At 70.9% G+C, this 19205-nt stretch carries 16 protein-coding genes; 8 read left to right on the top strand and 8 right to left on the bottom strand.

The features are described 5' to 3' along the window. Nucleotides 1–39 precede the first annotated feature (39 nt). The gene (locus tag ACFYUV_RS38560) at nucleotides 40–696 is read left to right on the top strand and encodes a hypothetical protein (RefSeq protein ID WP_387677948.1); all 657 of its coding nucleotides are present in this window, start codon (nucleotides 40–42) and stop codon (nucleotides 694–696) included. An 8-nt stretch (nucleotides 697–704) separates the two neighbouring features. Here ACFYUV_RS38560 and ACFYUV_RS38555 read toward each other — a convergent pair whose 3' ends face one another. Beyond that, complete coding sequence (locus ACFYUV_RS38555; protein ID WP_387677945.1) at nucleotides 705–1328, bottom strand: response regulator; 624 nt, start codon at nucleotides 1326–1328, stop codon at nucleotides 705–707. Beyond that, complete coding sequence (locus tag ACFYUV_RS38550) at nucleotides 1325–2443, bottom strand: GAF domain-containing protein (RefSeq protein ID WP_387677942.1); 1119 nt, start codon at nucleotides 2441–2443, stop codon at nucleotides 1325–1327. Before ACFYUV_RS38550 ends, ACFYUV_RS38555 begins: the two co-directional genes overlap by 4 nt. A gap of 122 nt (nucleotides 2444–2565) precedes the next feature. Here ACFYUV_RS38550 and ACFYUV_RS38545 point away from each other — a divergent pair, with 122 nt between their 5' ends. From ACFYUV_RS38545 to serB, 4 genes are all read left to right on the top strand, one after another. Next, complete coding sequence (locus ACFYUV_RS38545; RefSeq protein ID WP_387677940.1) at nucleotides 2566–3222, top strand: SDR family NAD(P)-dependent oxidoreductase; 657 nt, start codon at nucleotides 2566–2568, stop codon at nucleotides 3220–3222. Further along, complete coding sequence (locus ACFYUV_RS38540; RefSeq protein WP_358290408.1) at nucleotides 3219–4229, top strand: S-adenosylmethionine:tRNA ribosyltransferase-isomerase; 1011 nt, start codon at nucleotides 3219–3221, stop codon at nucleotides 4227–4229. Before ACFYUV_RS38545 ends, ACFYUV_RS38540 begins: the two co-directional genes overlap by 4 nt. Before the next feature lie 96 nt (nucleotides 4230–4325). Next, nucleotides 4326–4910, top strand: coding sequence for a hypothetical protein (locus ACFYUV_RS38535; protein ID WP_387677937.1), 585 nt, complete (start codon nucleotides 4326–4328; stop codon nucleotides 4908–4910). 79 nt (nucleotides 4911–4989) lie between these two features. Next, entirely contained in the window at nucleotides 4990–6207 is a 1218-nt protein-coding gene (gene serB / locus ACFYUV_RS38530) for a phosphoserine phosphatase SerB (protein ID WP_352357394.1), read from the top strand. Here serB and ACFYUV_RS38525 read toward each other — a convergent pair. The 5 genes from ACFYUV_RS38525 to ACFYUV_RS38505 form a co-directional block, all read right to left on the bottom strand. Beyond that, complete coding sequence (locus tag ACFYUV_RS38525) at nucleotides 6197–8350, bottom strand: FUSC family protein (protein ID WP_387677935.1); 2154 nt, start codon at nucleotides 8348–8350, stop codon at nucleotides 6197–6199. The two genes, serB and ACFYUV_RS38525, sit on opposite strands and share 11 nt — an antisense overlap. 15 nt (nucleotides 8351–8365) lie before the next feature. Beyond that, complete coding sequence (locus tag ACFYUV_RS38520) at nucleotides 8366–8833, bottom strand: SixA phosphatase family protein (RefSeq protein ID WP_387677932.1); 468 nt, start codon at nucleotides 8831–8833, stop codon at nucleotides 8366–8368. 339 nt (nucleotides 8834–9172) lie between these two features. After that, nucleotides 9173–11485, bottom strand: coding sequence for a sodium-translocating pyrophosphatase (locus ACFYUV_RS38515; RefSeq protein WP_387677930.1), 2313 nt, complete (start codon nucleotides 11483–11485; stop codon nucleotides 9173–9175). Between the two features lie 2006 nt (nucleotides 11486–13491). Further along, complete coding sequence (locus tag ACFYUV_RS38510) at nucleotides 13492–13917, bottom strand: ATP-binding protein (protein ID WP_358290423.1); 426 nt, start codon at nucleotides 13915–13917, stop codon at nucleotides 13492–13494. Between the two features lies 1 nt (nucleotide 13918). After that, complete coding sequence (locus ACFYUV_RS38505) at nucleotides 13919–14269, bottom strand: STAS domain-containing protein (RefSeq protein WP_043629845.1); 351 nt, start codon at nucleotides 14267–14269, stop codon at nucleotides 13919–13921. 409 nt (nucleotides 14270–14678) lie between these two features. Here ACFYUV_RS38505 and ACFYUV_RS38500 point away from each other — a divergent pair, with 409 nt between their 5' ends. Beyond that, nucleotides 14679–17000, top strand: coding sequence for a DEAD/DEAH box helicase (locus ACFYUV_RS38500; RefSeq protein WP_387677927.1), 2322 nt, complete (start codon nucleotides 14679–14681; stop codon nucleotides 16998–17000). A 423-nt stretch (nucleotides 17001–17423) separates the two neighbouring features. Here the strand turns inward: ACFYUV_RS38500 and ACFYUV_RS38495 are convergent, their stop codons facing one another. Beyond that, nucleotides 17424–17882 (bottom strand): MarR family winged helix-turn-helix transcriptional regulator, encoded by a 459-nt coding sequence (locus tag ACFYUV_RS38495; RefSeq protein WP_387677924.1) that lies wholly within the window; start codon nucleotides 17880–17882, stop codon nucleotides 17424–17426. A gap of 63 nt (nucleotides 17883–17945) precedes the next feature. Here ACFYUV_RS38495 and ACFYUV_RS38490 point away from each other — a divergent pair, with 63 nt between their 5' ends. Both ACFYUV_RS38490 and ACFYUV_RS38485 read left to right on the top strand, forming a co-directional pair. Next, nucleotides 17946–18314 carry a VOC family protein gene (locus ACFYUV_RS38490; RefSeq protein ID WP_387677922.1) on the top strand — a complete coding sequence of 123 codons (369 nt, stop codon included), beginning with the start codon at nucleotides 17946–17948 and terminating at the stop codon, nucleotides 18312–18314. After that, nucleotides 18301–19164 (top strand): NAD(P)H-binding protein, encoded by an 864-nt coding sequence (locus tag ACFYUV_RS38485; RefSeq protein ID WP_387677919.1) that lies wholly within the window; start codon nucleotides 18301–18303, stop codon nucleotides 19162–19164. The genes ACFYUV_RS38490 and ACFYUV_RS38485 overlap by 14 nt, the downstream gene beginning before the upstream one ends. Nucleotides 19165–19205: the final 41 nt, after the last annotated feature.

Raw genomic sequence — 19205 nt, 5'->3', positions numbered from 1 at the left:
AAGATCGGGGATTTCCAGCACCGTACGGGGAGCCGTCACATGCGCAAGAGCTTCAGCCTGTTCTTAGTCAGCGGCCTGGCCGCCGTGCCGTTGGTGGCCCCGGCCCAGGCAGAGGCCATGACCACCACGACCACCGCGACGACGCGGGCCGTCGCCGCCAGGGCCAAGCCGTTCTCGAACTTCAAGATCTCCGTTAAGTACAACAACCGCACCAGAAGCGGCGGAAAGATAACTTACTACCTCAAAGCGAAGAATCTGGGGCCGTACTACGCCGACTATTACTGGATCGGCGGACAGGTGCCCAAGGGCGTGGTGCCCACGCTGCGCTGGGGGGCGTCGAAGGGCACGAAGTGCACCTGGGAGGGCCGCTGGTTCTGGTGCTGGGGCAAATTCGTCCTGCCGAAGGGCAAGACGGACTGGCTGAACTTCCAGGTCACCCTGAAGAAGGGCACCAGGGGCGTGGCCGTCGCCAAGCTCGGCGTCATCGCGTACGACGTCGACCAGGGCATGGAGAACATCGACAAGGAAGAGCTCAAGCGCCTCGGCATCAAGGGCTACTCCTGGCTCAGGACGGCCAAGACCAAGATCGTGGTGCCGCCGCGCAAACCCACCAAGCGCTGGACGCCGCCGCCGCCCGTCAAGGAGTACAACCCGCCGGCCAGCCACGAGGAGTCCAACCAGAAGAAGGACACCTGACCGGCTGATCAGGCCAGGCCGTGCCGCACGGCGTACAGCGCGGCCTGGGTCCGGTCCTGGACGCCCAGCTTCATCAGCACGTTCGACACGTGGGTCTTGACCGTCTTCTCCGCGACGGCGAGGCTGCGCGCGATCTCCCTGTTGGACCGCCCGGCCGCGATCAGGGCCAGCACCTCGCGCTCGCGCTCGGTCAGCGGCGCCGGCCCCGGCACGGCGGCCACGGGCGCCGGGGCGGACAACATCGCCTCGGCCGCCTCCGGCGCGAGCAGCACCTGACCGTTGTGCACCGCCCGCACGGCCTGGACCAGCGCGGACGGATCGACGTCCTTGTAGAGGAAGCCCGCCGCCCCCGCCCGCATCGCCGGGCCGACGTCGGACCGGTCGCTCACGGACGTCAGCACCACCACCCGCGTGGCCGAGCCGGCCAGCCGCTCCAGCGCGCCGAGCCCGTCGAGCACCGGCATCTTCAGGTCCAGCAGCAGCACGTCGGGCGTCAGCTCGCCGACCAGCTCGACGGCCTGCGCGCCGTCGACCGCCTCGCCGACGACGGTGATGTCGTCCTGGAGGTCGAGGAACGTCCGCAGCCCCTGCCGGACCACCGGATGATCGTCGGCGATCAGCACCCGGATCACACGCCCACCTCCACGCGTACGGTGGTCCCCTGGCCGGGGGCCGAGGAGACCGTCATCGCCCCGCCGACCGACTCCGCCCGGTCGCGCATCGACACCAGGCCGAGGCCGTGCGACTCCCCCTGCTCGAAGCCGTCGCCGTCGTCGTGGACCGTCAGCGCCAGCGTCCCCCCGTCGAGGACCAGACGCACGGACACCCGCGAGGCCCCGGAGTGCCTGAGCGCGTTGTGCAGCGCCTCCTGGGCCACCCGCAGCACGGCCACCTCCACCGCCGAGTCGAGCGGCGGCAACTCGTCGCACTCGAAGGTGACCGGCGAGGGGTGGAGCCGGTCGAGCATGCGCACGTGCTTGCGCAACGTCTCGGCGAGCCCGTGCCGGTCGAGCTCGGCCGGGCGCAGCTCGACGATCACCGCGCGCAGCTCCGACAGCGCCTCCCCGGCCAGCCGCTGGACGCGTTCGAGCTCGGCCTGCGCCTTCTCGGGGGCCTTGTCCAGCATGGTGGCGGCGGCCTGGGCGGTCAGGCGGAGCGAGAACAGCTTCTGCGTGACCGCGTCGTGCAGCTCGCGGGCCACCCGGTTGCGCTCCTCCAGCATGGCCAGCTCGCGCCCGCGCTCGTAGAGCCTGGCGTTGGTGAGCGCGATGGCGGCGTGCGCGGCGAACAGCGTCAGCAGCTCCTGGTCCTCCTGCGTGAACCCGCCGGGGGTGCGCTTGTTGGCCAGGAAGATGATGCCGATCACCTGGTCGGCGTCGCGGATGGGCACGCCGAGGAAGTCCTTCATCACCGGGTGCGCCTTCGGCCACCACTCGAACCGCGGGTCCTCCCGCAGGTCGGGCAGCCGGGCCGGGGTGCCTTCGCGGAGCATCGCGCCGAGCATGCCGTGCTGCCTGGGCAGCGGGCCGATGGCCGCCCACTGCTTGTCGGTGAGGCCCTCGGCGACGAACTCGGCGAACGAGCCGTCGTCGTCGGGCACGCCGAGCGCGGCGTAGCGGGCGTCGAGGAGGCGCTGCGCCGACCGTACGATGACCTGGAGCACCTCGCGGACCGACAGATGGCGGGTGACCGCGAGCACGGCGGAACTCACCGCCTGCAGGATCTCGTCCCGGTCCGATGAGCTCACGGACCCACTCTAGGGTCCCGCTCCGGGGGCGGAGTCCTAGGACGTCCTAGGACGATGTGCCCAGGCGGGAGCGGGCCCTGCGCCCGATGCCGGCGCGGCGCGCCGATCCTAGCGTCGATGTCATGACGAACACCGCTCTCATCACCGGCGCCTCCCGCGGCCTCGGCCTCGCCCTGGCGAGGTCCCTGTCGGAGGCGGGCTGGAACCTCGTGCTCACCGCCCGCGGCGCCGACGAGCTGCGCCGGATCGCCGACGAGCTGGGCGCCACCGCGATCCCCGGCGACGTGACCGACCCCGAGCACATCGCGCGGCTGGGACGGGCCGTGCCCGAGCTGGACCTCCTGGTCAACAACGCCAGTGACCTCGGGGTGACCCCGCTGCCGCCGCTGGCGGGCTACCCGCTGGAGGCGTTCCGGGTCCTGCTGGAGACGAACGTGACCGCGCCGCTCGCGCTCATCCAGGCCACGCTGCCCGCCCTGCGCGCGGCCGGCGGAGCCGTGGTCAATATCACCTCCGACGCCGCCACCGGCGCCTACGCGGGCTGGGGCGGCTACGGCGCGACCAAGGCCGCCCTGGAGCAGCTGTCGAACGTGCTGGCCGCCGAGGAGCCCGGCCTGCGGGTCTGGTGGGCCGATCCCGGCGAGATGAACACCCGCATGCTCGCCGACGCCGTCGGGGCCGAGGAGGCGTCGTCGGCCACCGACCCCGCCAAGGTGGCCGCGGCGCTGCGCGACCTGGTCACGTCCCGTCCGGCCGGCGGGAAGGTGAGCCTGCAATGACGGCGCTGCTGGACTTCGCGCTGCCCGACGACCTGTCGGCCCACGAGCCGCCCGAGGCGCGCGGGCTGGCCAGGGACGCGGTGCGCCTGATGGTCTCGCGCGGCGAGGCCGAGCCCGCCCACCACCGGTTCGGCGACCTGCCCGGACTGCTCGACCCCGGCGACCTGATCGTGGTCAACAACTCGGCGACGCTGCCCGCTGCGGTCCGGCTCGACCGGCTCGCGGTGCACTTCTCGACCGCCCGCGAGGACGGCACCTGGCTGGTCGAGCTGCGCCGCAGGACGGCCAAGGCGTCCGAGCCGTACGGGGGCGGCGAGCCGGGCGAGTGGCTGCCGCTGCCCGGCCGGGCCACGCTGCGGCTGATCGAACGGGAGACGCCGCGGCTGTGGCGGGCGCGGCTGGACCGGGACGTGCTGCCGTACCTGCGCGAGCACGGCCGTCCGATCCGCTACTCGTACGTGCCGGCCGACTGGCCCATCGACGCCTACCAGACGGTGTTCGCCACCGTGCCGGGCAGCGCGGAGATGCCGAGCGCGGCCCGGCCGTTCACCTCCGAGCTGGTCACCGCGCTGGTCTCGCGGGGCGTGACGATCGCGCCCGTCACGCTGCACACCGGCGTTGCCTCGCCGGAGAAGGACGAGCGGCCCTACGCCGAGCGGTACGAGGTGCCCGCCGCCACCGCCCGGCTGGTCAACCTGACCCGGCGGAACGGCGGCCGGGTGATCGCCGCGGGGACGACCGTCGTGCGCGCACTGGAGACCGCCGTGGGCCCGGACGGCCTGGTCGGCGCCGCCTCCGGCTGGACCGGCCACGTCGTCACCCCGGCCACCGGGGTACGGGCGGTCACCGGGCTCATCACCGGCCTGCACGAACCTCGCTCCAGCCACCTGCTCATGCTGACGGCGATCGCCGGCGAGAGGGCGCTGGCCCGCGCGTACGAAGAGGCGCTGCGGAAGGGATATCTGTGGCACGAGTTCGGCGACACGCACCTGATTCTGGATAAATAAGCTTTACACACATTTTGCCCTCGTGATAGGAACAGCCGACATTTACGGGGGCTTGTTCAAGCGCGTCCCCGTGCCACTTCCTCTCCGGAGACGTTAATGCGCAACTCCCTCACTAAGGTCGCCTCGCTGGCTTTGCTGGCCGGTGCGCTGATTGTCCCGGCGGTGCCCGCGTCCGCCACGACGACCACCGCCGCCCACACCGCCACGGCGGCCAAGGCCGCCGACGCCCCCTTCGCGGTCTTCGACATCAAGTTGAAGGCGTCCAAGACGGCCAAGGCCGGCGGCCAGATCAAGTACAGCCTCCAGGCGACCAACACCGGCCCGTACTCGGCCGACGCCTGGTTCGTCGGCGGCCAGTTCCCGAAGGGCGTGGACCTCCGGAAGATCCGCTACAGCGCCCCCAAGGGCACCATCTGCGCCCTCGACGGCCGCGCCCTGTACTGCAGCGTCCCCTACGTCCTGGAGAAGGACGACTGGGTCCGCCTCGAGTTCTACGCCAAACTGAAGAAGAGCGCCATGGGCACGCAGAAGGCGACCCTCGGCGTGGTCACCTACGACGTCCAGCAGGGCATGTGGGACCAGGAGAAGGGCACGTGGTCCCTGGCCCAGGAAGAGCTCGAGCGCCTCGGCATCCCCGAGCACGGCTACGCCAAGACCGCCAAGACGAAGATCGTCCGCTAGTCCCGCGGCCGCTGCGCCCGTGTCCGAATGGCGAGCCTGCTGCGCGGGCACCGGACCGGGCGCAGTACCGTGGCTGGATGTGGACCAGCGCACCCTCCTGATCACCCTGACCGGCCCCGACCGGCCCGGTGTCACCTCCAGGCTCTTCTCCGTGCTGTCCGGGTTCCCGGTGACGGTCGCGGACATCGAACAGGTCGTCATCCGCGGCAGACTCACGCTCGGCGTGCTCGTCGCGTACGCCGGCGGCCCGTCCACCGGCACGGGCACCACCCTCGGCGCGATGTGGACCGCCGTCGAACGGGTGGCCGAAGACCTCGGAATGGAGGTCGAGCTCTCCACCGGCTCCCAGGCCAAGGAACAGCGCCGCCGCGGCCGCCTGTCGGTCAGCGTGCTCGGCGCCACCCTCCAGCCCGCCGCCATCGCGGGCATCGCCGGCCGCATCGCCGCCGCCGGCGCCAACATCGACCGCATCGAACGCCTCGCCCAGTGGCCCGTCACCTGCATCGAGCTGTCGGTCTCCGGCGCCAACCCGACCGCCCTGCGCGTCGAGCTGGCCGCCGAGGCCGCCGCCCAGGAGGTCGACGTCGCCGTCCAGCGCACCGGCCTGTCGCGCCGGGCCAAGCGGCTCATCGTCATGGACGTCGACTCCACCCTCATCCAGGGCGAGGTCATCGAGCTGCTGGCCGCGCACGCCGGCTGCCTCGACGAGGTCGCCCGGGTCACCGAGCAGGCCATGCGCGGCGAGCTCGACTTCGCCGAGTCGCTGCGCCGCCGGGTCGCGCTGCTCGAAGGGCTGCCGGCCGAGGTGTTCGAGCAGGTGCGCCAGGAGGTCGTGCTCACCCCCGGCGCCCGCACCCTCGTCCGTACGCTCAAGCGCCTCGACTACCGCTTCGCCATCGTCAGCGGCGGCTTCACCCAGATCACCGACGCCCTGGTCGAGGAGCTGGGCATCGACTACTCGGCGGCGAACGTCCTGGAGGTCATCGACGGCAAGCTCACCGGGCGGGTCGTCGGCGAGATCGTCGACCGGCCGGGCAAGGCCCGCGCGCTGGAGCGGTTCGCCAGGGAGGCCAGGCTGCCCATCTCCCAGACGGTGGCCATCGGCGACGGCGCCAACGACCTCGACATGATCGCCGCGGCGGGGCTGGGCATCGCCTTCAACGCCAAGCCCGTCGTCCGGCAGGCGGCCGACACTGCGGTCAACACGCCCTACCTCGACTCGATCCTCTACCTCCTGGGCATCTCCAGGGACGAGGTCGAGGCCGCCGACGCCGAGGACGGCGTGCTCACGTCCTGAACCGGGCGGTGACCTCGGCGGCCAGGTCGAGCGCGTCCTTGCAGAGCGACCTGAGCGCCGGGTGGGCGGTCACCGCGTGCCGCAGCCGCCTGCGCACGGCCGTGCCCTCCCCCGCCGCCGCCTCCTCCATCAGCGAGCTGACCTCCCGCGCCACCTCGTCGAGCTGCGACTCGAACGCGTCGGCGGCGGGCGGCGGCTCGCGCTCCCGTACGGCCTGCCCCACGGCGTCCAGGCGGTCGGCCACCGCGTCCAGCACGCCGGCGGTGGCGTCCGAGCCGGGCTCGGCCCCGCGCAGCACGGCGCCGAGCAGGATCGCGTCGTCCCTGAGCTTCCTGGCCAGCGTCAGCGCGGCCCGCAGCTCGGCCGGCGCGCTGCCGCCCGGCTCCTTGTCCAGCTTGTCCAGCGACTCGCGCAGCCGGTCGGCCGCCGTCCCGGCCGACTCCGTACGGTCGGGCAGCCGGTCCAGGTCGCCTTCGGCCAGCGCGCGGACGAGGCAGGCGTGCTCGCGCAGCAGCTCGGCGGCCAGGCCGCGCAGCCGTCCCGCCTGGCCGCGCGGCCACAGCAGGCGGGCCGCCGCCAGCGCCAGCACGCCGCCGCCCGCGGTGAGCGCCAGCCTGATCCCCGCCGCCTCCCAGTCGAGCCGGGTCGAGAAGTCGGTGAGCATCATGGCCAGCGGCGTCGCGAAGATCGACCAGTAGCCGTAGCTGACCTCGCGCAGGGCGAACCCGAGCGTGCCGAACACCAGCACCGTCCCCACGATCGTGTACGGCCCCGGCACCGCCGCCAGGATCAGCGCCGCCGCCGCGGCCCCCGCCACGGTGCCGGCCACCCGCAGCACCACCCGCTCGACGGTGTCCCCGTAGGTGGGCCGCACCGCCAGCAGCACGGTGAACACGAACCATTTGCCGTACTGCTCGTGCACCCCCAGCATCAGCGCCATCGCCACGGCGGCGGTGAGCCCCAGCCGCCCGGCGTGCCCGGGCCCCGATCCGCCCGGCGGCGGCTTCCACGGCAACCGCGCGAACAGCCGGCGCCCTGCCGCAGGCTTCCCAGGCAGCAGCCCGCGGCCCGTCACAGGCTCTTCCGGCAATCCCGCCGGCAGCCCGCGCCCCGCCGCAGGCTTTCCCCGCAACCCGGGCAGCAGCCCGCGGCCGGCCGGGGGCACGTGCCGGGCGGCCAGGAGGCCGACCGTGCGCACCCCCACCGCGATCCGGTCCAGGCAGCGCCGGGCCTGCCCGAGCACCGCGCCGCTGCGCAGCGCCGCCGGGTCGGCGCCCGGCTCGCGCGCGCCCAGGCGCTCGGCGTAGTCGGCGGTGACGGCCAGCGCCTCCACCACCCCGGCCCGCCGCCCGTCCGCGGCCTCCCGCAGGTCCGCGGCCAGCGTCGTGGCCACGTCGTCGATCCCGTCCTGCTCGTCCGGGGCGGCCGCGCGCAGGGCGCGCAGCGCCACCGTCTCGTGGAAGATCCGGACCAGCGCCTCGACGTACGCGTCGGCGGACCGGCCGGCCGCGTCCATGCTCCCGAACGACGCCGACGCCGTGGCCGCCGTCTCCAGGGCCTTGGACGCGCGTTCCCTTCGGTCGTCCCAGTCGCCGCCGGCGAGCCCGTCGAGCAGCCCGGCCACGCCGCGGACGGCCTCGCCCAGCGCCGTCGCCAACGGGTCGAACCGGCGCAAAGGCCACAGGGCCAGGGCGAGCACGGCGTACAGGAGGCCGCCGAGCACCATCAGCTCGGGCGGCCCGAACCCCGCGGGCACCGCCAGGTAGAACCCGGTGACCAGGGCGAACGCGGGCGGCGTCCCGACCGTGCGCCACCGGCCGCCCGCCGCGGCGACCGCTCCGAGCGCCAGCACCGCCCACCAGGGCCGGTCCGCCAGGTACAGGCCCAGCCAGCACCCGCCGGCGATCAGCACGATCTTGATGGCCATGGACCGCGCCCGCGCCGCGTACGGCTGCCCGTACATGTCCCCGAACGCCGTCAGATACGCCCCCAGGGCCAGGAACGCCCCCGACTGCGGCCGGCCCGCCAGCACCCCGGCCAGCAGCGGCCCGGCCACCGCGAGCCCGCACAGCAGCCCGTACCCCCAGGGCGGGCGCGCGGGCAGCGAGAAGCCGTCACGCAGCGCTCTGGCGGCCCCCCGCATAGGCGTCGTCCCCGGTCAGTGCTCCTTGGGATCCCAGTGCGTGACCAGGCGTCCCTCCCCCGGCCACAGGTCTACCCACGCCGCCTCCACCTGGATCACCGCGAACGCCCCCGGCCGGAAGCCGTAGTCGCCGCCGCCCAGTTGCAGGGCCAGCTCGTGCACCGCGGTATTGTGCCCGCACAACACGACCGTGCCCAGCTCCGGGTCGGTCCTGCGGAGCAGTTCGAGCAGTTCTTCGGGATATGCCTGGTAGATGTCGCGTTCGTAGCTGATCTCCATGCCGGGGAAGGCCAGCTCGGCGCTCCGCCTGGTCCGCAGCGCCGGGGAGCAGAGCACCGCGTCGGGGCTCAGCCCGGCCGCCCTGATCTCGTCGCCGGCCCGGCCGGCGTCCCGCTCGCCGCGCTCGGTCAGCGGACGTTCGCGGTCGGCCAGACCGGGCACCTGCGCGGCCTTGGCATGGCGGAGCAGTATCAGGGTCCGCATCACGTCATCACCTCGGCACGTCATCCCCTCGACAGGTCATCACCCGGCACGTCACCATCTGGCACGTCATCGTCTGGCACGTCATCGTCTGGCACGTCATCGTCTGGCACGTCATCGTCTGGCACGTCATCCCTTCGACGCCCAGATCCCGAGCCCGATGATCACGCCCAAGATGACCAGCATCGCCAGTAGGATCAGGCCCAGCGTCTTCCCGCCCGAGGGCCGGTTGTCCTCTTCCACCCGCCCAGTTTCCCACCGCGCCCCCGCCGTCCCCGCGCCACCCACCCGCATGCGAAGACGCCCGCCCCTGGCCGGGACGGGCGTCTCGTCGATCGGTCGTTACGATGCCACGGGCTCGTGCTCGCGGTCGTTGTTGGCCGGCTCGCTCGTCACCGACCTGCGCTTGGAGACGACGATGGCCGCCACGACCACCGCCACCGCCACCACCGTGATGCCGACCCGCAGCGCGGCGTTGCCCGCGTACAGGACGACGGCCGGCGCGACCAGCAGCGCCACCAGGTTCATCACCTTGATCAGCGGGTTGATGGCCGGGCCCGCGGTGTCCTTGAACGGGTCGCCGACCGTGTCGCCGATGACCGTGGCGGCGTGGGCCTCGGAGCCCTTGCCGCCGTGGTGCCCGTCCTCGACCAGCTTCTTGGCGTTGTCCCAGGCGCCACCGGAGTTGGCCAGGAAGACGGCCATCAGGGTGCCGCAGGCGATCGCGCCGGCCAGGAACGCGCCGAGCGGCGCGTAGCCGAGCGCGAACCCGACCGCGATCGGGGTCATCACCGCCAGCAGGCCGGGCGTGGCCAGCTCGCGGAGCGAGTCGCGGGTGCAGATGTCCACGACGCGGCCGTACTCGGGCTTCTCGGTGCCGTCCATGATGCCCGGCTTGTTGCGGAACTGGTCGCGTACCTCGAAGACCACCCGCATGGCCGCGCGGCCGACCGCCGAGATCGCCAGGCCGGAGAACAGGAACACCACCGCGGCGCCGACGATCAGCCCCACCAGCACGTTCGGCTGGTCGATGCTGAGGCTGAAGGTGGAGAAGGCGCCCAGCGCCGCCTTGATGTCCTGGCCGGCCTTGGAGAGCTGGTCCTCCACCGCCGTGCGGAACGCGCCGAACAACGCCGTCGCCGCCAGCACGGCCGTGGCGATGGCGATGCCCTTGGTGATGGCCTTGGTGGTGTTGCCGACGGCGTCGAGGCTGGTGAGCACCCGCGCGCCCTCGCCCTCGACGTCGCCGGACATCTCGGCGATGCCCTGGGCGTTGTCGGAGACCGGGCCGAAGGTGTCCATGGAGACGATGACGCCGACCGTGGTCAGCAGGCCGGTGCCGGCCAGGGCCACCGCGAACAGCGCGATCGTGACGTTCCCGAACCCGAGCAGGAACGCCCCGTAGACCGCGCCGCCGATGATCAGCGCCGAGTAGACGGCCGACTCCAGGCCGACGCTGATGCCGGCGAGGATGACGGTGGCCGGCCCGGTGGCCGAGCTCTCGCCGATCTCGCGCACCGGACGGCGGTTGGTCTCGGTGAAGTAGCCGGTCAGCAGCTGGATCGCGCTGGCCAGGACCAGGCCGATCAGCACCGCGCCCACCGCGATCAGGCGCGGGTCGGCGTCGGAGGTGACGGTCGAGCCCGACAGGGCGCCGAAGCTGCTGGGCAGATACCAGAAGGCCGCCGCGGCGACCAGCACCGCCGAGATCCCGGCCGAGATGAAGAAGCTGCGGTTGATCGCCGCCATGCCGCTGCGGTCGCGGTCGCGCAGCCCCGTGACGAAGATGCCGATGATCGCCGTCAGCACGCCGATCATGGGCACGATCAGCGGGAAGATCAGGCCCTGCTCGCCGAAGGCCACCTTGCCCAGGATGAGGCTGGCGACCAGCATGACCGCGTACGACTCGAACAGGTCGGCCGCCATGCCCGCGCAGTCGCCGACGTTGTCACCGACGTTGTCGGCGATCGTCGCGGCGTTGCGCGGGTCGTCCTCGGGGATGCCCTGCTCGACCTTGCCCACCAGGTCGGCGCCGACGTCGGCGGCCTTGGTGAAGATGCCGCCGCCGACTCGCATGAACATCGCCAGCAGCGCCGCCCCGAACCCGAAGCCTTCGAGAACGTGGGGCGCCTCGCCCTGGTAGATGAAGACGACCACGGCCGCACCGAGCAGCCCGAGGCCGACGGTGAACATGCCGGCGACGCCGCCGGTGCGGAAGGCGACGCGCATGGCGCGCTTCTCGCCCGACTCGTTGGCCGCGGCGGCGACACGCACGTTTCCGCGCACCGCCAACCACATGCCCATGAATCCGGTCAATGCGGAGAACACCGCACCGACCACGAAGAAGATCGAGCGACCGACGCGTACGTCCATTTCGCCCGGCAGCAAGAGCAACAGGAAGGGAATGACGATCACGAAGATCGCCAGTGTGCGGAATTGGCGCGTGAGATAGGCAGCCGCGCCTTCCTGCACGGCTCGCGCGATGTTCTGCATGCGTTCGGTGCCCTGGCCGGCGGACAGCACCTCGCGTACGAGGCCGCCGGCGACGGCTAGCGCGATCAGCGCGACCGCGGCGACCACGATCACGATGGTGAGATTGTTACCGCTCAGGGACAGATTGGGCGCTGGCGCCAATGCCAGCATGTGCCTGCTCATCGTTCTCCTCGGCAAGACCGGTCGTCCTGCCCGAACGGTGCTGCGGATTTCTCGGCGGGCGGGTGCGGCACCATCCGGGTTGTGGGTGCCGCTTCCGGTTGAATCCGCGGTTCCGCCGGATCACCTTGGCCGGTGCCGGGAGTCTACGCAGGCACTGAACGGATATGAAGGCTCTCGGGGCGGCTATTTGCGCGGGCGTTCAGTAATCCCCTGACAGCGGGCCGGTTTGAGATCTGACAGGCGAAATTTCCTCAGGTTTACGGGCATGACAACCCCACAAATCGGACCGCCCGAAACCCAGATTTAATCCCCACGACACGCCGACCAACCCCACCACCCACCCGCCCCCACTCCCCACCGGCCACCCAAGCCCCCCGCACCACCGCTTGGCAGCACCGCTTGGCAGCACCGCTTGGCGCGACCGCCGGCCGCGACCGCCGGATGCCACCTCCGCGCTCCCTCCGCGCGCCACCTCCGCGAGATGCGGCGGGACGCCACGACCGACGGACGCGCCCCAGCAACACGGCCCGCCGAACGTCCCATGGCCGACGCGGCCCAATGACACAGCCCGCCAGGACACGTCCCGGCCAACGCGGCCCGATGACACGGATCGTAGGGACACCCGGTCGACGCAGCCGATGACATGACCCGCCGGAGCTGCCCGGCCCCCGCGCCTCCCACGACACGGCCCACCGGACGCGACCAACCGACGCGAGCCCGGCGACCCGGCCCCCCACCGCCTCCTGGCGCCGTACACCGTCCCTGACCTCCGGCCGGGCACCACTCGGGCCCCTGGCCAACACCGCCCCGCCCCTCCAGGCCACTTCCACGACAGCCCAGCCGCCGCAGGGGCTTTTGGGGCCCGAGAAGCTACGCCAGCCCAATAACCAAATCCGATGCCTCAATCTCGGCCTGGAGCTCCCACGCGGCCCTCCGGATGTCGGTTCTGACAGCCCCATGTGCGGCCGCCACGCCTTCCTTCCAGTCGCCGCCAGTCACCCACCTCAACCCCATGCCCCTGCCGCCCCGCGGCGAGGCCTTCTGACGACCGGCTGACTATCCCCCACCCATCCACAGCCTGTGGATAACTCTCATCGCCTTCCCCAGACCCCACTGGGGGGAGCAAGATCCTATGGGGCAGTCGCACCGCTCCACCAGAACACGCCAAGCAGGCCCAGGCCGCGCTTCGCCGCCCTGGCCTTCGCTCCTCGGTCGCGACCGAGCCATGCGGAGCCTTCGCAAAGACTGAGCCCTTCAGCGCCCAGCCCAGGCCTTCGCCGCACTGACCTCCAGCCTTCAGCCTCCGGCCTTCGCCGCCGTAGACCTTCGCCCTTCAACACCAGCCATTGCCCCACGCCCTGCCAAGCCGACTGCACAGCCGGCCCGCAGTCCGCCCCTGAGCAACCGCCCGATCGGAACCTGGGCGTCTCGCCGCACGACACAGCGGCTGAACGGGCGAAGCCGGGCTATGGCCTGCTCCGAGGCCAAAGCTCCAGAAGCGTGCGGCGTAGAAGCATGCGGCGTAGAAGCATCAGGCGTAGAGGCGTGCGCCCCTCACGCTGCTTCGACGCCATGCCAGGCCCCGCATCGAACCGCCCTGAGCCGCTTCGGCCGGTACACGCCGAAGTCACTGCGGCACCCAGCCCCTGCACCGGACCTCGCTGAACCGCTCCAGCCGAACCCCTGCACTTCAGACTTCGCCGAGCTTCGCACCGGGCGTGGCCGAATCCGGCGGCCGGGCCGTCCGACGTCCGTGCGCACACGCGCTGCCGCTCGTCGCAGAGCCGCTTGTCGCAGCAGAGCGGCGCAGGCCGTCCGGGCATGCCGACAGAACGAGGCATTCAGCGACCTCGTCAGGACATGCGGAAATGTGGTGCGACTCGACGGGGAGGAAGGCATGCCACAACCGGACATCCCCTCATCCCCGTCTATCGCCCCTAAAACCACACCCGACCAGCTCGAACACGCCCCTAGGGAGACAAGGGACCGATCCAAGCGATGTCAGGTCAGGAACCCACCCCATTGGAGGCGGGCCAGCTCATCCGGATGTTCGTCCCCTTGGGGCTGGGGAAGACCTCGACGTCATCGGCCAGACCCGAGATGACGGCGATGCCGAAGCCTGACATGAACGAGTCAGAGAGCATGCCCAGATCGAGCGGCTGCTCCTGCTTGATCTCGTCACTGGGGGCCAGATCGCTGACCGTGACCTCGAAACGCCCGGAGTCGTCACGTAGCTCGATGCGGATGGGCTCGCCCGGGCAGTGAAGTCGATGCGCCTCGACCGCCCGGGAGCATGCCTCACCCACGGCGAGCCTGACTTCGTCCAGCAGCGATTCCTCCACGCCGGTACGACGGGCGATCGCCGTGGCCACCAGCCGGGCGGTCCGCACGTGCGCGGGGAGAGCGCTGAACGTCAGCTCGACGGTAGCCATGCTACTTGTCTTTGCCGTGAGCTTCCTTGGCCTCGTCGACGGAAGCGTAAATCCCGAAGACCTTGGTCAGACCGGTGATGCGGAAGATCTTGAGGATGCGCTCCTGGGTGCACACCAGCTCAAGCGAGCCGTCGTGCGCCCGGACCCTCTTGAGCCCTCCGACGAGCACTCCCAACCCCGTGGAGTCGAGGAAGTCGACCTTCTCCATGTTCACCAGAAGGTGGAAGTTGCCCTTGTTCACCAGGTCGATGAGGAGCTCACGCAATCTCGGCGCCGTGTAGACATCGATCTCACCCTCGACCTCCACGATGGTGAGTCGGTCTTCGGTGCGGTGATCCAACTTCAGATCCACAGATCCTCCAGCGCCTCGCCTGCGAAAGTACTCTTGCGGGCCTGGCAATCTGGAGCGTGGCCCCAGACTGTCCGACCCTGACGCGCGGCATTCAACCACGCGTCTGGCTTGTGTCTATACGAAATCACGATTCCCGGCGACTTTGCCCATCGATGCAAGACTGGAAACAGTGACTTCCTCGGCATCCTCCCCACAACAGGCAGGTCCACTCCTCGCCCACCTGCTCGGAGTTCCCGCACGTCATGAGCGTGTCACCCATGTGGAGCATGTTCCAGCACGTCAGGCGGGTCAAGCCCGTTGGCCGGACTGGGCTCCGGAAGTCCTGGTTACGCGCTTGGCGAACCGTGGAGTTACAGGACTCTGGCCCCACCAGTACGAAGCCGCCGACCTGGCTTTCCGTGGCCGAAACGTGATCATCAGTACGGGAACGGCCTCCGGCAAGTCCCTGGCGTACCTCACGCCGGCGGTCGCCTCCTGCCTCGACGGCGGCACCGTCCTGTACCTGACGCCGACCAAGGCCCTGGCCGCCGACCAGCTCCGCGGCCTGCGCGAACTGCGCATCACGCAGGTGCGCGCCGCCTGCTTCGACGGCGACACCCCCTTCGAGGAACGTACGTGGGTCCGCCAGCACGCCAACTACGTCCTGACCAATCCGGACATGCTCCACCGCGGCGTCCTGCCCCGGCACGCGCAGTGGTCCTCGTTCTTCCGCCGCCTCCGCATGGTCGTCGTGGACGAGTGCCATGGATACCGCGGCGTCTTCGGCTCGCACGTGGCCCAGATCCTGCGCCGCCTGCGCCGGGTCTGCGCCCGGTACGGCTCGCGCCCCACGTTCGTGCTCGCCTCGGCCACGGCGAGCGAGCCCGGCGTGTTCGCCATGAGGCTGACGGGGCTTGAGATGGACGAGGTGACCACCGATGCCTCGCCGAAGGGTTCCACGACCATCGCGCTCTGGGAACCGCCCCTGACGGATCTGCGGGGCGAGGGAGGGGCTCCTGTGCGCCGCACGGCCACCGCGGAGACCGCTGACCTCCTCGCGGACCTGGTCCTGGCGAACGTACGGACGCTCGCATTCGTGCGTTCGCGACGCGGTGCGGAGACGGTCGCCCTGTCCGCCCGCGCCAAACTCGCCGACGTCGCCTTCTCCGTCACCGCGCCCTGGCCTCCCCAAGCCACCCCCGAAACCGCTCCCTGGCCCCCGCACGCCACGCCAGAAGCCGCGCCCGCGGACTGCTCCCCCAGCGCCGAGCCCCCGCCTCTCGCCTCCTCCTCGACCTCTCAGGACTCCGCTTCCCGCACCGCAAGCCCCACCTCCGACGCCCAGGACCCGCGCCACCCCACCCCCGCGAGCCCGCTCACCTGGGCCATCCCCGACGACGTCCAAGACCTGGCCGCCCTCCCCGACAAGGTCGCCGCCTACCGCGCCGGCTACCTCGCCGAGGACCGCCGCCTCCTGGAGAAGGCCCTGCGCGCCGGCACCCTCATGGGCCTGGCCACCACGAACGCCCTCGAACTCGGCGTGGACGTCTCGGGCCTGGACGCCGTACTGATCGCCGGCTGGCCCGGCACCCGCGCCTCCCTCTGGCAGCAGGCCGGCCGGGCGGGACGCGACGGCCAGGACGCCCTCGCCGTGCTCATCGCCAGGGACGATCCCCTGGACACCTACCTCGTCCACCACCCGCAGGCCCTGTTCGGACGGCCGGTGGAGGCGATCGTCCTGGACCCGGACAACCCGTACGTCCTGGGCCCCCACCTGTGCGCCGCCGCCGCCGAGATCCCGCTGACGGACGACGACCTGCCCGTCTTCGGCGCCACCACCCCCGACGTCCTGGAAGACCTGGTCGCCCGGAACCTCCTGAGACGCCGTCCCGCGGGCTGGTTCTGGACCCGTCGCGAACGCGCCACCGACCTCGCCGACATCAGAGGCGGCGGAGGCGCCCCGATCCAGGTGGTCGAGTCCTCGACCGGCCGCCTGCTCGGCAGCGTGGACGAGCCGTCCGCCCACACCACGGTCCACACCGGCGCGGTCTACATCCACCAGGGCGAGACCTTCCTCGTGGAGACCCTCGACCTGGACTCCGGAGTCGCCCTGGTCGAGGCCGCCAATCCCGACTACTCCACGTTCGCCCGCGACATCACCGACATCTCCATCCTTGCCACCCAGCGCTCCCGCTCCCTCGGCCCGGGAACGCTGCACTTCGGCGAGGTGGAGGTGACCAGGCAGGTGGTCTCGTACCTGAAAAGACGCCTGCAGTCAGGCGAGATGCTCGGCGACGAACCCCTCGACCTGCCGCCCCGCACCCTCCGCACCCGCGCGGTCTGGTGGACCCTGCCCGCCACGGCGGTCGCGCCGCTCGTGGGGGCGGACATCGACCTCGGCGGCGCCGCACACGCCGCCGAGCACGCCTCGATCGGCCTGCTCCCCCTGTTCGCCACCTGCGACCGATGGGACATCGGCGGCGTCTCCACCGAACTGCACGCCGACACCGGCCTGCTCACCGTCTTCGTGTACGACGGCCACGAAGGCGGTGCGGGCTTCGCCGAACGCGGCTACGCGCGGGCCACCGACTGGCTGACGGCCACGCGTGAGGCGATCGCGTCCTGCGAGTGCGAGCGCGGGTGCCCGTCCTGCATCCAGTCCCCGAAGTGCGGCAACGGCAACGAGCCCCTGCACAAACGCGGCGCGCTCCAGCTCCTGGACATCCTCCTCACCCCCGGCCCTCTGTCCTGACTGTCGCCCTTCTCCGGCCGACGCCCCGCACACGCCCGCTCTGCTTCGTCGTCGCAGGCGTCATCGTCATCATCGGCGGCCCAGAAGTCGCCGGCGCCCGGCAGCGGACGCTCCCAGAAGCCGCTGTCCTCCATGCACCTGGGCGACGGGGGCAGGTAGTCGTCCCATCGCTGCTCCAGGGGTGGCGGGTGGGACAGCGGGCCGGGCTCGGGAACGTCCGTGACAGCCGGGCTGGGCAATGCGATGCGCGGGCTCCGCCTCGCCCCTACAGCTTGCGCCACACGGCCTTCACTAATTCGCTCGCCCGACGATCCATCGGCTCAATCGCAGAACAAGGTGCCGGTTTTTCGAGATCACTCGCGCAGATTTCCAAGCCCGGCCGCACCCTTGCCCCGACGCGGCGAATCGTGCACGAGAAACAAGCTATGCACCGCCGTCACCATCGCGCAGCGAATGAATCATGCTCCGCAAAATCCGGAACGCGTCCGACTGCTCGGCGTCGGTCATGCCGGCCAGCATTCTGACCTCGACGGACCGGACCGCCGCGCTCGCCTTCTCCAGACTCCGTCGTCCGCGAGGAGTGAGCCGCGCCGGAAGAGCCTTTCCGACGGGCGCCTCCGCTGGCCTGGTCACGTAGCCGTCTCGTTCCAGGGTCTGGAGCAGCACGTTCATCGACTGCCTGGTCACGAACGCGCCACGCGCCAGCTCGGAGTTCGACAAGCCCGGCCGTTGAGCCAGCAACTCCAGGCAGGAGTAGTGCGTCACGGTCATCCCGAGTGGCCGCAGCACCTCCTCCATGGCCGCGCGCAGGGCGCTCGAAGCCTCTTTCAGCAGGTAGCCCAGCGATTTGTCCAAGTCGATGCCGGCACCGTTTTGACTCATGTCAGTATTCTGACATACATTGCGACGTGTCAGCTAACTGACATGACGACAAGGAGCATCACCATGCCCGTCACCGGCCCCGACTTCATCTCGCTGCAAGCGCGCGACCTCGACGCTTCGCGAGCGTTCTACGAGCAGTACCTTGGCCTCGTCCGCTCGCAGGCCGGGCCTCCGCACGCCGTCGTCTTCGAGACGAAGCCGATCGCGTTCGCACTCCGCGAGGTCGTTCCCGGCACCGATCTCGCCTCCGTTCCCCAGCCCGGCATCGGTGCCGCGATCTGGCTCCACGCCACCGACGTCCAGGCCATCCACGACGCCCTCGTCGCCGACGGTCACACCATCGTCTCCGCACCGATCGACGGCCCCTTCGGCCGCACCTTCACCTTCGCCGACCCCGACGGCTACCAGATCACCCTCCATGACCGCGCCTGAGGCGAGCACCCTGGTCTTCGGGGCCACCGGGGCACTCGGTGGCCACGTCCTGGACGCGCTGGTCGCTCGGGGAACAAGCCCAGGAACGATCACGGCAGCCGGTCGGAACCAGGCACGCCTCGGGGAACTTGCTTCCGCCGGGTTCAGCACCGCCGCCGTCGACCTGTCGGATTCGGCCGGCGTCGCAGCGCTGGTTGCCAGGCACTCCGACATCGTGTTGATCTCGGGCAGAGACCCGGACCGCCTTGCTCAGCACGAGTCGATCGTCAAGGCGGCGAAGAACGCCAAGGTCCGACACGTCTACTACACCAGCGGAGTCCGGGCCGACGACGACCGGTTCGAGATCAACGCGGACCACAGAGCGACAGAGGACGCTCTCACCACTTCCGGCGTGACGTACACGATCCTGCGGAACACCTGGTACATCGAGAACTACCTCCAGGCGCTGGCAGGCCCCCGTTTCTCCGGCGTGCTGGCCGCCGCGGCCGGCAACGCCGTCGTTGCCCCAGCCAGCCGGAAGGACCTGGCTGAGGCATTGGCCACCGTCGTCACCACAGACGGGCACGACAATGTGACTTACAGCCTCTCCGGCGACACGAACTTCACCTACGACGACATAGCCGAAGCAATGTCGGTCGTCCTGAAGCGCGAGGTCACCTACCGGCCCGTCACTCCCGAAGAATTGCAGGCAGCGCTCATCAACTCGGGGATGGACAGCGAGCTGGCCGGCTTCTTGGCACGTCTCGATGAAACCATCGCCGCCGGGGTCTTCGCTCGGGTCGGTGACGATCTTCCTCGACTCCTCGGCAGGCCTACTACCGGCCTGGTCGAGGGACTGACAGCAGAGTGAACACCGGGGCTGGCGCAGGCGAGCCGACATCTCGGCTCGCG

The sequence above is a fragment of the Nonomuraea sp. NPDC003560 genome, from assembly GCF_042878785.1.
Lineage (GTDB): Bacteria > Actinomycetota > Actinomycetes > Streptosporangiales > Streptosporangiaceae > Nonomuraea.
The sequence above is the reverse complement of the archived record's forward strand: the minus strand, read 5'-3'. Positions and strand labels throughout refer to the sequence as shown.

Bases quoted from the DNA above. Each gene is read 5' to 3' on its own strand.
- ACFYUV_RS38560 (WP_387677948.1), top strand. From the start codon at position 40: ATGCGCAAGAGCTTCAGCCTGTTCTTAGTCAGCGGCCTGGCCGCCGTG.
- ACFYUV_RS38545 (WP_387677940.1), top strand. From the start codon at position 2,566: ATGACGAACACCGCTCTCATCACCGGCGCCTCCCGCGGCCTCGGCCTC.
- ACFYUV_RS38540 (WP_358290408.1), top strand. From the start codon at position 3,219: ATGACGGCGCTGCTGGACTTCGCGCTGCCCGACGACCTGTCGGCCCAC.
- ACFYUV_RS38535 (WP_387677937.1), top strand. From the start codon at position 4,326: ATGCGCAACTCCCTCACTAAGGTCGCCTCGCTGGCTTTGCTGGCCGGT.
- ACFYUV_RS38525 (WP_387677935.1), bottom strand. From the start codon at position 8,350: ATGCGGGGGGCCGCCAGAGCGCTGCGTGACGGCTTCTCGCTGCCCGCG.
- ACFYUV_RS38520 (WP_387677932.1), bottom strand. From the start codon at position 8,833: ATGCGGACCCTGATACTGCTCCGCCATGCCAAGGCCGCGCAGGTGCCC.
- ACFYUV_RS38515 (WP_387677930.1), bottom strand. From the start codon at position 11,485: ATGAGCAGGCACATGCTGGCATTGGCGCCAGCGCCCAATCTGTCCCTG.
- ACFYUV_RS38510 (WP_358290423.1), bottom strand. From the start codon at position 13,917: ATGGCTACCGTCGAGCTGACGTTCAGCGCTCTCCCCGCGCACGTGCGG.
- ACFYUV_RS38495 (WP_387677924.1), bottom strand. From the start codon at position 17,882: ATGAGTCAAAACGGTGCCGGCATCGACTTGGACAAATCGCTGGGCTAC.
- ACFYUV_RS38490 (WP_387677922.1), top strand. From the start codon at position 17,946: ATGCCCGTCACCGGCCCCGACTTCATCTCGCTGCAAGCGCGCGACCTC.
- ACFYUV_RS38485 (WP_387677919.1), top strand. From the start codon at position 18,301: ATGACCGCGCCTGAGGCGAGCACCCTGGTCTTCGGGGCCACCGGGGCA.